This is a genomic window from Candidatus Liberibacter asiaticus, from assembly GCF_000590865.3.
Taxonomy (GTDB): Bacteria; Pseudomonadota; Alphaproteobacteria; order Rhizobiales; family Rhizobiaceae; genus Liberibacter; species Liberibacter asiaticus.
Window position 1 is genome coordinate 171548 of sequence record NZ_CP010804.2, and the last position, 12690, is coordinate 184237.

Below are 12690 nucleotides of genomic sequence, written 5' to 3' on the forward strand. Positions count from 1 at the left end.
CTTCAATACCGCGCAATCCATTTCATTCACTCATGAATCTTACTGTACAGAATAATAGTTAAATCCCAAATGACGTTACCCTTTCATCACTCTTGGATTATCCTTTCCCTTACGAACGCAATCATCAAAACCAACAGATACCGTAAACACAATCCTTATGAATGCACCTAACCATCTAAAAAACTCCTTAATTTCTTCGAACGACTAGGATGTTTTAACTTACGAATCGCCTTTGCTTCAATCTGACGAATGCGCTCTCGAGTAACGCAAAATTGTTTACCTACTTCTTCTAGCGTATGATCTGTATTCATCCCTATACCAAAACGCATACGCAATACCCTTTCTTCCCGTGGCGTCAAAGAAGCAAGAACGCGTGTGGTCGTTTCACGCAAGTTCGCTTGGATAGCAGAATCCAAAGGAGAGACTGCATTTTTATCTTCTATAAAATCTCCAAGATGAGAAGTATCCTCATCACCTATCGGCGTTTCTAGAGAGATTGGTTCTTTAGTTATTTTTAAAACTTTTCGCACTCCTTCCACAGGCATTGCGAGTTTTTTTGCTATTTCTTCAGGCGTAGGCTCACGTTTGATTTTATTTGACATCCTACGCGCTGTCCGAACAACCTTGTGGATTTTATCACGCATATGGACAGGTATTCTGATCGTGCATGATTGATCTGCGATAGAACGCGTAATTGCTTGTTTAACCCACCACATCGCATATGTCGAAAATTTATAACCCAAACACCAATCAAATTTTTCCGCAGCTTTCATCAAACCAATATTGCCTTCTTGAATTAAATCCAAAAATTGCAATCCACGATTTGTATATTTCTTAGCAACAGAAATAACGAGACGCAAATTAGCTTCTACCATTTCTTTTTTGGCAATACTGGCTTCGCACTCTCCTTTACGCACCATCGAAACAATATGCCGGAATTCAGAAATAGATATTCCTGTTTCAACTGAGATGCTTTTAATCTCATTTCTAATTTTGAGGATGGAATCGACTTCACAAGCAACAAAATTCTTCCACTCCCCTTCAGGAAAATCTTTTGCATAACTCACCCAATGAGGGTCCAGTTCGCGCCCTTGATGGCGCTCTAAAAAAACATCTCGTTTAATTCCATAAGATTGAGCCAACCGTAACAACTCACCTTCATTATGCATAATCCGCTTCGAAATGTCATATAACTGCTCCACTAATAAATCGATGCGACTTTGATTCAGTGACAGTGATCCAACTAATTTAACCAATTTCTCTTTTAATACTTTGCATTTGACAGAAGATTTTTCATCTTTTTGACCATTCACCGCATTATCTTGAAGCGAACGCAATTCCCGATAAACTTCGGCAATTTCATCAAGCGCACACATTACTTTCGGTCTTAATTGATCCTCCATTGCAGAAAGAGTATGCGCAGAATCATCCTCATCTTCATCTAAATTTCTTTCGTCATTTTCAGCATTTTCTGGAGGAGAATCAACCTTACTACGATCATCTTTACTTACCTTTGCAGCACTCTCAATATCACCCTCTGTTTCTTGAACATCATCCCTTTCCTTTTCTTGAGAACTATCCTCTCGTTTTTGATAGGAATGTCCTTCTGTTCCATGGAAGAATCCCCCTTTTGACTCTGGCCCAATACATGCTTCTAAATCTATAATCTCACGCAAAAGCGTAGTGCCATCATTTAACTCATCACGCCAAATAATAAGAGCCTGGAAAGTAAGAGGACTTTCACATAGACTTGCCATCATCATAGCTCGCCCTGCCTCAATCCTTTTAGCTATAGCAATTTCACCCTCACGGGATAACAACTCTATGGAACCCATCTCACGCAAATACATGCGAACCGGATCATCAGTACTACGATCAGCCGAATCTTTGCGTTTTTGCAAAAATACGGACGAATTACTTGCACTACTTGCGAGATCAAGAGAATCCTCAGATCCCTCCTCATCCTCTAAATCATCGCCGTCAACCACGTTAATCCCCATATTGGATAACATAGCCACTGTATCTTCCATTTGCTCAGAACTCACCTCATCGGGAGGCAAAAAAGCATTTAGCTCTTCTATGGTCACATAGCCGCGCTGTCTAGCAAGTTTGATCATCTTTTTCCAAGAATCATCGGAAAAATCAAAAACTAGAGAATCATCAGAATCCTCATGCTCACTATCAGAATCTCTATTTCTCTTCTTTCCTATTGTCATCGCTTTTACCTTATCCCTCATTAATTGAGATCTACCATTACCTAGCGAAATTAATTTTTATACCATTTTACTAATGATTATCTTTTATGACCGTCATCGTTTCTGAATTCCAAACAAAACTTCTAACCAATCGAACTAAAAAATATCTTAACCAACCTTACATCTTATTATATTCCACACACAAATGACATTTATGATCCCTTTGTCAAATAATATGGTCTCTTTTTCAAATAACAAGTCTACTAACCTATAAAAATTGCAAATAAGGGAAACATTCCACTTATTTTAAAGCATTGTGCTGTTATCTTGCCCGAAAAATGCTACACTGCATATGCAAAAAACCGTACAACTATCATTTTTTTACCAAAACGACAGTGCTATTTTCCCACGACCTCTTGACATCTTACCATCCACCATTTTCACCTAATAGCATACCATAAGAAGATGCTCTTTATCTTTATCTTTATTATCAAAATTAAGGTAATCATATGCCTATTTGTAAAAAAATGCGTCATGTTGCAATGTCTGGATATGGAAAATCCAATGTTATGTTTCTTGCTGAATCACCAATTCCTCAACCTCAAAAAGAAGAAATTCTCATTAAAGTTGAGGCAATCGGAGTTAATAGACCTGATGTTATGCAAAGAAAAGGATTATATCCCCCTCCTAAAAATGCCAATCCTATCCTAGGTCTTGAAGTGGCCGGAAAAATTGTAGATCTCGGAGAAAATACTACTCACTGGAATATAGGAGATGAAGTATGCGCCTTAGTAAATGGAGGTGGATATGCTGAATATTGCTTATCTCATCAAGGACATACTCTTCCCATTCCAAAAGGGTACAATGCAATACAAGCCGCTTCTCTCCCTGAATCTTTTTTTACCGTATGGGCTAATCTCTTCCAAACAGCCAACCTACGAAGTGGACAAACAGTGCTGATTCACGGGGGATCCAGTGGAATCGGTACTACAGCAATCCAATTAGCATCTTATTTCGGAGCTACAGTGTACACAACAGCTAAATCGGAGGAAAAATGTTTAGCCTGTTTAAAACTTGGAGCCAAGCATGCAATTAACTATTTGAAAGAAGATTTTTTAGAAATTCTACAAAAAGAGACTCAAGGAAGAGGTATTGATATCATATTAGATATGGTCGGGGCAGAGTATTTAAACCAACACCTCACTCTTCTTTCCAAAGAAGGCAAATTAATTATTATTTCTTTTTTAGGGGGCAATATTGCAACAGAAATCAACCTAAATCCCATTATTTCTAAAAGAATAACAATCACAGGATCCACTTTACGTCGCCGTACTGATATAGCTAAACAAAGCATTCGTGACTCATTACAATTAAAAATTTGGCCTCTTTTAAATTCTCATGTTATTGCTCCAGTAATACACACCGTCTTACCATTAGGAAAAGTGGCTATGGCTCACGATATCATGGAAAAATCCGAACATATTGGAAAAATTATACTTTTGCCATAAAGTAATTTTTAATAAATTCAAATATAAAAAATTATTTTAATAATTGTAAAAATTTATATTTAATAAAAAAAATTTTATCTAATTAGTAAAATAATAATTGAAATTTTTATGATATAAGGGCCTTTTTAATATTATATGATCAGAGGCCTCTATAATAGAATTACAGAATATGTCAAAAACAAAACACTTGAAAAAAACAATATTTTTATCGAAAAAAGGTAATATAACAATATTAACAGCGATAATCATCCCATTGATTATTACCTTAATAACTATATCGACAACATGTGCAAATATTTTATACCATAGGGCTAGCATAGAAGCATCCGCTGACGAAGCCTTAAATCATGGAATAGTCCTGCTATGTAAGGATTCTGATCTTACACCGCAAGACATCACCCCTCCCGTATTAAAAGATCTAGAGACAAGCCTTATAAAAAATGATTTCAGCATCAAAGAAGCTGCACAGATAAAGAAAGAATCCTCCATAAATTATCAAGGAAAAATCCCTTTATCCCAGGGGACATATCTCAATCTACATGCCGTTTATCATGTGCCACTCAATAGTTTAGAACGTATTTTACTCCCTCACAAGCAAAATATGGACATAGTAGTGGATGTTAATAAAATTTTGAATTGTCATCATAAAGGAATCGCTGTGATAGCCGATCCTTGGTATAAAGCTGATACACCCATGTTCGTCGAAGCTATCAATTCACTCAAGTCTAGTAAGAATATTATTCTCGGAATACTTACGGGAGATATGACGCAAAGTAGCACTACAAAAGAGCTAAAAAGATTCTACAACATATATTCATTAAAATTCCCTTTTTTCAGGGGATTAGGATCTCAAGAGTACATAGGAAATAGACCTTGCAGAGATCCTTATACCCTTACTCCCAGCATTTATGGATGTGCTTTCATTGCTATCAATGATATATCCCAGCAAATAAATGATCACTATCCACAGATTAAATCAATAAAGGAATTCAACGGTGATTCACAAAGGTACCGGAACAGAAGCTGGCATGGAGAGACTTACAGCATCAGCATTAGTGGATCTCAGTCTTACTCATGGAATATAGACAATGTGCATTTCATTCAAGCAAACTATAGCATGTTTCATTCAGTCTATTTCAATGACGAATGGTCCAACATATTTACAGTCGCAGTGCCCGAACACATTTCCAAACAAGACTTACCTTCACACGTTTCCAATGGCAGTGAAATTTCCCAGTGGATTCGAGACGATGTGTTTCAAGCTCAACGCGAAGGCAAATATATTATTCTCTTTGCAGATGATATAGATCGCTTTTCTTCTATTGACCAAAAAAGGATGTTTGAAAAATTTTTAACACAGAGTAAAATATCAACCATATTTACCACAAGATTTACATCATCACCTGAAAGCTACATAAAAGATTCTACCGGAAGACCTGTGCGAGTTTATAATATAAACAAGAACTCTAAAAATGAATTCATCCTTTTGGAAATGACTCCCCATTACATTAATGTGACAGCGTATGAAAGAAGAGGAAAAGTACCTCATATAACAAGAAAAATGTCACCCATTGATCTTCTTCCTAAACAACGGTAACGGTTATTCTTCCTACCTATCCCTGATAAAGTAGGATGTCGTCACTTCACGCAGTATCAACTGTGCGTCTTATGTGGCATTTGCAAAAAATGCGATGAATAAACCTCATTTATTTAAGAGAATATAGTCATTTTTATAATTGTAAAGCCTGACACGTTATTGACTGATGAAGAAGTATCCGATATCAATAGCACTGGTTATAGTTCTAGATAATGCTCTCTCTGTCTAGAAGGATATTGATGGAGAGCAGAATGATGTGTTCCGCTAGGGGAATGGTTATAACATAAGGAAATCGTTGTGATGATACCAACCTTCTTTCAAAAATCGAGTGAAGTGGAAAAAAAATGGATATTAGTTGACGCAAAAGGATTAATTGTTGGAAGATTGGCGTCTCAAATAGCCCTCCGTTTACGCGGAAAAAACAAGCCTACCTACACACCGAGCGCTGATGATGGAGATCATGTTGTGATTATTAATGCGTCTAAAGTAGCGTTTTCGGGAAAGAAATATGACCAAAAAACCTATTATCGTCATACTGGCTATCCAGGGGGTATAAAGAAGACGACTGCAAAAGAAATACTTGCAGGGGCTTCTCCAACTAATATTCTTAAGAAAGCGATTGCGAGAATGCTTCCAAGAGGTCCTCTTGCGAGAAAACAAATGAAGAATTTACACATCTATGCCGAAGACCATCATCCTCATGAAGCGCAAAAGCCGGTATTCATGGATATCGCAAAAATGAATCCCAAAAACTCTAGGAGAACTTAACTATGGAAGATATCGAAAATATCCGAGATATCATTGAACAACAAGGGGGAACTCTTACCGAAGAGAACACTAGTCAACCGGAAGAGACTTCATCTTCTCCTGCGATTCATTCCCGCAAAGTTGACCAATGGCAACGTTCTTACGCTACCGGAAAGAGAAAAACTTCTATAGCACGCGTATGGATTAAGAGTGGTAGCGGAAAGTTTACCATCAATTATGTGGATATATCAAAATATTTTACACAAGATTTACTTGTACTAAACATAAAAAGACCTTTCAACACAGTATCTCAGGATAATATGTATGATGTTTTCGCCACTGTATCTGGGGGAGGACTTTCCGGACAAGCCAGTGCCATATGCCATGGCGTCGCAAAGGCTCTTACATATTTTCAACCAGACTTGAGACCACAAATCAAAAAAGGTGGATTCCTAACGCGAGACAGCCGTATTGTTGAGCGCAAGAAGTATGGAAAAGCTAAAGCCCGTCGCAGTTTCCAATTCTCCAAACGCTGATCTACGGCCTCTTTTTTCAATGAATTTGGTATGGAAGCACCGTATTACGTCACGTTCTGTTGTAAAAAAGTATTTTCACAAAGTAAGCGACTATTTCTGGAGTTTTTTTTAAATCCTGTTGACATCAATGGTATGCGTTCTTTTGTTTTTTGGATAACCAATGTATAAAATTTTTATAGACGGGGAACATGGAACAACTGGATTAAAAATTCGCAGTCGCATAGTGCAACGCAAGGATTTATGTCTTCTATCCATTCCATGCGAGGAAAGACATAACCTGCGCTATCGAGAGGATCTTTTGAATGCAGCAGACGTCTCTATCCTCTGTTTGCCGGATGTTGCATCACTAGAAATAATCCAATTAATCAAAAAAAATGGTATAAATAGTCGCATTATTGATACTTCAACTGCACATCGAATCGCACCAGGTTGGGTATATGGATTTCCTGAAATGGATAAATCCCAAAAAGAAAAAATTAGATCAGCACGCTATATAACTAACCCTGGATGTTATGCTACGGGAGCCATCGCAATTTTACGTCCACTACGTAAAGCAAAACTACTACCCGATAGGTATCCTATTACTATAAACGCCGTTTCTGGATATACAGGAGGAGGGAAAAAACTAATATCCCGTATGGAACAAAAAAATATGCCTGATACAATCAGTAGCAATCATTTTTTTTATAGCCTAGATCTGCTGCATAAACATTTACCAGAAATAACTCAATATAGCTTGATAAAAACTAGTCCTATGTTTTTACCATCAGTCGGTCGCTTTCCTCAAGGAATTGCTATCCAAATTTCACTTGACATGGAGCGACTTTCTTGGAAGACGAACTCCGAAGAACTACATAGTATTTTTCAAGAATATTATATGGGGCAAAATATAGTTTCTGTTGTTCCACTAGAAGAAAGTAGAAAAATTAAGACCATAGCTTGTGAAATGATGTCCGGAAATGATAAATTGCATCTTTTCTTCTTTGACTCATCTGAATTACCATACATCAATATTATAGCGGTTTTTGATAACTTAGGAAAAGGAGCCTCAGGAGCCGCAATTCAAAACATGGATTTACTTCTTTCTTCTCTTTAAACATACAATAAATACTTGCGAAGAAAACGTATAATTAAGAATATTCTACAGAGTCAAAATAAAGTCCTTCTGGAGGAGCTAGAGGTCCACATTCTTTGCGATCTTGAGCTTGCAGTGCCTTTTCCAAGTCGGTTGATGTCCATTTTCCATCACCTACTAATTTTAAACTACCCACAAAAGAACGTATTTGAGTATGCAAAAAACTCCGAGCAACAACTCGAATTTCAATCAAATTTCCAAATGAATTAACATCAAAATGGTCAATGGTACGTATAGGAGATGATGCCTGACAGTGAATTGATCGAAAAGTAGTAAAATCATGTCGACCCACCAAATGTTGTGCTGCTATTCTCATATTTTCACAATCTAAGGATTTTGGAATCAACCATGCACGCCCTTTTTCTAGGGCAAGAGGCGCTTGCCTAGTAATAATACGATAAAGATAACTGCGACGAATCGCTGAAAAACGCGCATGAAATTGCTTATCTACAATGCTTAAATTGAGTATAGAAATGGTATCAGATATCTTCAAATAAGCATTTAATGCTTTACATAATATCACGGGAACCCATTCTCGTACTAAATCAAAATGCGCGACCTGCCTCAGAGCATGGACACCCGAATCGGTGCGACCTGCGCCATGCACTACCACAATTTCACCTGTCACCAAGAAAATGGCTTTTTCTATAGACCCTTGAATTGAAGAACCATTTTTCTGCCTTTGCCAACCAAAATAGCCACTTCCATTATATTCAATGATCATACAATAACGAATCATCAACCAACTATACAGCCTATTATGACTGGACACCCTAAAAGAAAATCACCGATATCCAACACCCGTCCACCTGCTCGTTGCAAACGCATGATACGCACCGCCCCCTGACTACATGCTATTGTAAAATTCGGGTTAATCACTTCGCCCGGCTTGCCTTCACCTTCCACTAATTGAGATTCTAATAATTTAATACGTTCATGCTTATTTCCAATCATCATTTCCAACCATGCTCCAGGAAAAGGTGATAGTGCTCTAATATGATTATGCACATTTTCTGCAGATCGACAAAAATTCACACGCGTTTCTCCTTTAGAAATTTTCTCAGCATAAGTAATGCCATTTTCTATTTGAGGAGAGAGAGGAAGATTATTCTGCTCAAGCTTATCCATAGCTTCCACCATTGCATGAGCACAAAGAACACTCAACTCCTGTTGCAATCCTGCTGTATTTATATTCGAAGATATTGGAACCTTTCTCATGAACGCAACTGGACCCGTATCTAAATGCTTATCCATTTTCATAATAGCTATACCAGTCTCATTATCACCAGCCATGATAGCACGCTGTATCGGAGCTGCCCCACGCCAACGTGGCAACAAAGAGGCATGACCATTGTAAAATCCTAATTTCGTTGCGTTTAAAATACGTTGTGGAATAACTAATCCGTACGCAACAACTACGGCAACATCAGCATTAAAACTCAAAAATTGTTCATATTCTTCTTGGCCAAGTTTAGTGGGAACCAAGGCAGGCAAACTGAACTCTTGTGCCTTTTTATGAACGGCGGAAAGTACAGATTTTAAACCACGTCTTCCCGCCGGACGTGGTGGCTGTGTATACACAGATACAATACTATGAGAGGAGGAAACTAGAGCCTGTAAAGTAGCCACTGCAAACTCTGATGTCCCCATAAAAACAACTCGCAACGTCAATCATATCCTTTTTTTCTACAAACTAATAGTTTAATCGCGTAACTGTACTAATTTTGACATTTTTTTTGTTATCATATCACGCTTTAAACGTGATAGATGATCTATAAATAATATACCATTTAGATGATCAAGCTCATGTTGCAAACAAGTTGCTAACAATCCATCAGCATATATAATCTGATGTTGCGCATTGCAATCCATATATCTCACGGTTATAAAAGCCGATCGCTTTACATCAGCCCTATAATCTGGAATAGACAAACAGCCTTCTTGATAAACAGAAAAATCATCTGAAAACGTTATTATCTTAGGATTAATAAAAACCATCGGATTCTTACGATGAGCATGATCCTGCAAATCGATGACCACTAGTCTATACAAAACTCCGATCTGAACGGCAGCTAGCCCAATACCGTCGGTGGAATACATAACTTCCAACATGTTGTCTATTAAGTTCATAATATCGGAATTGATTTTTTCTATAGGACGAGATACTCTCCGTAAAATAGGATCTGGAAAAATAACAAGAGGTTTTTTTACCATAGCTTTTCTTGACTCTCATTCTATCTATAATATTTTAAAGACGGATCTTACAGTGGATCCCCGCTTCTAGTACTTTACAGAAAAACATATCCATTTTGTAGATAATTTTAGAAACGAGTAATGCTATCTTAACGTAATAAATGCACCTACTTCTTGTATATACCATATGGAAAAAATAATATCTCGACAATTTATAGATAATAATACAAATCCGAAACTCAGCAATTTCAAAAATGGAGAAAATTCTCTTACGATCATCTAAAAGCCACAACAAATAAATATTTCACTTTCATATATACCGCGACTTTATCAGGAAATCGTATACTAAAATGATGCATATTTGCACAATTCCCTTTTAGAAAGGAGAAAAATACCTTTGCTTGACAATTTATGAAAAAACTGCTTCAGTGTCTACAAGTCTTTTGACTTTTATTTTCCATTTTGATATCCCTCCACCGTCTGCGGTTTCGCTCCTCTGATTTTTGCAGGTAACACTCCGTGGAGGTTTTCCTTGTTTCGCAAGTAACGCTTAGTCATTATGGAAAGAGGATGATAACACTCTGCAATACTTGATATCCACAGGGAGGGACGATGAAATGGATCGCTCTGCTCGCGAATGTGGCACTTGGTGTCTTGTCTTCTGTTTTTATAAAAATGTCTATAATACCCCCAGAAGCCCCCCCCCACTTTGCTGATTCGACGCGCTTTTCAGATGGTAAATTATTTTGGCTTGGATTTTTCTTCTATGCTATAAGCTTCTTTACCTACATTATGGTTGTTGCACACTTTTCTGTGCGAATTGCACAAACCGTTGTAACTTCCGCTATTATAATAATTGCTACCTGTCTTTCGTCTCTTATTTGGGATGAACCATTTTATTGGACAACTGCAATAGGAATTATGTTTGTCATGATCGGCATAACGTTGATTTCGTTTCATACAATATAATAGAAGACGAAAACGCCAAATTTTCTCCAATAAACCGATATTACAATAAAGCTAGAAAGTTTCCTCATTTGTCCTTAAAAATAAAATTTTATTTGCTATGACAAGGAAGATGCTACTCAACAATCTAAGTATAAAGAATCAATGATATGAGCAGCATTAAAACGACCATGTAGCATACAGTGTGTTGAGTGGCAATTATCTAAAAACCTATTTTCCAAAAACACATCTGCTATATCGTTCATGCCCGCTCGATAAAGCGCGGCTGCAGAAGAAGCCAACGCTATTTTTTCTGTCAAAAATCGTGCTAATCCCTTATCTTCTTTACATAAAGAAATTGAATCTCGAAGAATAGTAATGACTTTTTTACCAGATGAACCAAGATCTTGTTCTAAGGTAGAAAAAAGCTGTTCAAACAAATTTGTCCCTTTTTCCAAGAGATTGAGCACATCTAATACCATCGCATTACCAGAACCCAATAAAATAGAATTAGCAGGAGACTCTCTGTAATGACGAGCAATAGAGCGTTCTTCTATATAACCTGATCCCCCTATACACTCCATTGCCTCAGCAATAACCGCCGGTGCCATTTTACAACACCAATATTTAGTAATAGGTGCCATAATACGTGCGTAAGCAGCTTCTTCAGAACGTGATTTAGCCTCATCAAAAGAATTAGCTAATCGAAAAGAAAGAGCCGTTGCCGCAGCAATATCCAAAGCTATATCTGCTATAGCTCGCTTCATTACTGGCTGATCAATTAAAATACCTCCAGAAACATGCCGCCTGCGCGCATAGTGAATGGCTTCAGCGAGAGAAACGCGCATTCCCGATACCGACATGATCGCACTATCCAAATAGATCAGTATTTTCATATCTTCGACAGGACCCGTACTGACATTGAGATCCCCGAGCAAAAAACCAAAAGTATTAGAGAATTCTAATTCAACTGTAGCATTTGATCGATTGCCGATTTTATTCTTCAATCTTTGATAGCAGAGACCATTAGGAGAACCATCTTCTAGTAATCTTGGAACTAAAAAACAGCCAACACGCCCCTCTACTTGAGCAAGCATAATAAAAGCATCACTCATGGGAGAAGACAAAAACCACTTATGTCCCGATAAACAATAGATACCATCACTAATTTTTTGGCCTTGAGAAGTGATGGCAGCAATGTCAGTACCCCCTCTTTTCTCAGTTAATCCCAATCCAATCGCAACAGAAGTTTTTTGCATAGGTGCTTTATTAGTGGGATCATATTCCCGAGAAAATATTTTAGGCGCCCAATCTTTATGCACCCTTGGAGTAGTCATTAACGCAACCATAGATGCACTAGTCACACTGGGAGACATAAGATGTCCTGCCTCTAATTGAGCCATTAAGTACAAACGTGCAGCTCTTATTTTATGCGCTTGTTTGCGCACTACTGGCTCAAAGCTTCTATCCCAAATAGAACAATGCAAACCGTCATGTATAGAACGACGCAACAAGGCATGCCAAGCAGGATGAAATTCAACCTTATCCCAACGTTCTCCACCAGGTCCATACGCATGAAGTTGAGGAGTATTATAGTTCGCCATACGCGCTAATTCCTGTGCAGTACAAGAAAGAACATACTCTCCTAATAATTCAAGCTCCTTGTGCACAACACTGGGGAAATTTGCAATAAGAGCAACAAGTAAAGAATCACTGCTATATGCATTCATTCCAATAAAAAGAGGCGGTTGATTCAACGCAAAAAGGGAATCTGATGGTTGATGTACTTGATTCATAGCTAATCTTCGGTAAATTTCCCTCAACGTCATGAGAG

Annotated in this window: 11 protein-coding genes; 6 read left to right on the forward strand and 5 right to left on the reverse strand. The window is 37.6% G+C overall.

Features of this window, described 5'->3' with window-relative positions; genetic code table 11:
- Positions 1 to 167 precede the first annotated feature (167 nt).
- Positions 168 to 2216 (reverse strand): RNA polymerase sigma factor RpoD, encoded by a 2049-nt coding sequence (gene rpoD / locus CD16_RS00810; protein WP_012778508.1) that lies wholly within the window; start codon positions 2214 to 2216, stop codon positions 168 to 170.
- A gap of 488 nt (positions 2217 to 2704) precedes the next feature.
- Between rpoD and CD16_RS00815 the strand changes: the two genes are divergently transcribed.
- From CD16_RS00815 to argC, 5 genes are all read left to right on the forward strand, one after another.
- On the forward strand, positions 2705 to 3703 hold the full coding sequence (locus CD16_RS00815; RefSeq protein ID WP_012778509.1) for an NAD(P)H-quinone oxidoreductase: 999 nt from the start codon (positions 2705 to 2707) through the stop codon (positions 3701 to 3703).
- Between the two features lie 169 nt (positions 3704 to 3872).
- A complete protein-coding gene (locus CD16_RS00820; protein ID WP_012778510.1) occupies positions 3873 to 5300 on the forward strand; it encodes a hypothetical protein in 1428 nt (475 codons plus the stop codon).
- A gap of 303 nt (positions 5301 to 5603) precedes the next feature.
- Positions 5604 to 6068 carry a 50S ribosomal protein L13 gene (rplM, locus tag CD16_RS00825; RefSeq protein ID WP_040055292.1) on the forward strand — a complete coding sequence of 155 codons (465 nt, stop codon included), beginning with the start codon at positions 5604 to 5606 and terminating at the stop codon, positions 6066 to 6068.
- A 2-nt stretch (positions 6069 to 6070) separates the two neighbouring features.
- Positions 6071 to 6583 carry a 30S ribosomal protein S9 gene (rpsI, locus tag CD16_RS00830; protein ID WP_012778512.1) on the forward strand — a complete coding sequence of 171 codons (513 nt, stop codon included), beginning with the start codon at positions 6071 to 6073 and terminating at the stop codon, positions 6581 to 6583.
- A 160-nt stretch (positions 6584 to 6743) separates the two neighbouring features.
- Positions 6744 to 7679 (forward strand): N-acetyl-gamma-glutamyl-phosphate reductase, encoded by a 936-nt coding sequence (gene argC / locus CD16_RS00835; RefSeq protein ID WP_012778513.1) that lies wholly within the window; start codon positions 6744 to 6746, stop codon positions 7677 to 7679.
- Between the two features lie 34 nt (positions 7680 to 7713).
- Here argC and truA read toward each other — a convergent pair whose 3' ends face one another.
- The 3 genes from truA to def are packed head-to-tail and all read right to left on the reverse strand — an operon-like array spanning position 7714 to position 9932.
- A complete protein-coding gene (gene truA, locus CD16_RS00840) occupies positions 7714 to 8457 on the reverse strand; it encodes a tRNA pseudouridine(38-40) synthase TruA (protein ID WP_012778514.1) in 744 nt (247 codons plus the stop codon).
- Entirely contained in the window at positions 8457 to 9389 is a 933-nt protein-coding gene (fmt, locus tag CD16_RS00845; protein ID WP_012778515.1) for a methionyl-tRNA formyltransferase, read from the reverse strand. The genes truA and fmt overlap by 1 nt, the downstream gene beginning before the upstream one ends.
- A 30-nt stretch (positions 9390 to 9419) precedes the next feature.
- Positions 9420 to 9932 carry a peptide deformylase gene (def, locus tag CD16_RS00850; protein WP_012778516.1) on the reverse strand — a complete coding sequence of 171 codons (513 nt, stop codon included), beginning with the start codon at positions 9930 to 9932 and terminating at the stop codon, positions 9420 to 9422.
- A 591-nt stretch (positions 9933 to 10523) separates the two neighbouring features.
- Between def and CD16_RS00855 the strand changes: the two genes are divergently transcribed.
- A complete protein-coding gene (locus CD16_RS00855; protein ID WP_012778517.1) occupies positions 10524 to 10880 on the forward strand; it encodes an EamA family transporter in 357 nt (118 codons plus the stop codon).
- A gap of 116 nt (positions 10881 to 10996) precedes the next feature.
- Here CD16_RS00855 and CD16_RS00860 read toward each other — a convergent pair whose 3' ends face one another.
- Complete coding sequence (locus tag CD16_RS00860) at positions 10997 to 12652, reverse strand: acyl-CoA dehydrogenase family protein (RefSeq protein WP_015452336.1); 1656 nt, start codon at positions 12650 to 12652, stop codon at positions 10997 to 10999.
- Positions 12653 to 12690 lie beyond the last annotated feature (38 nt).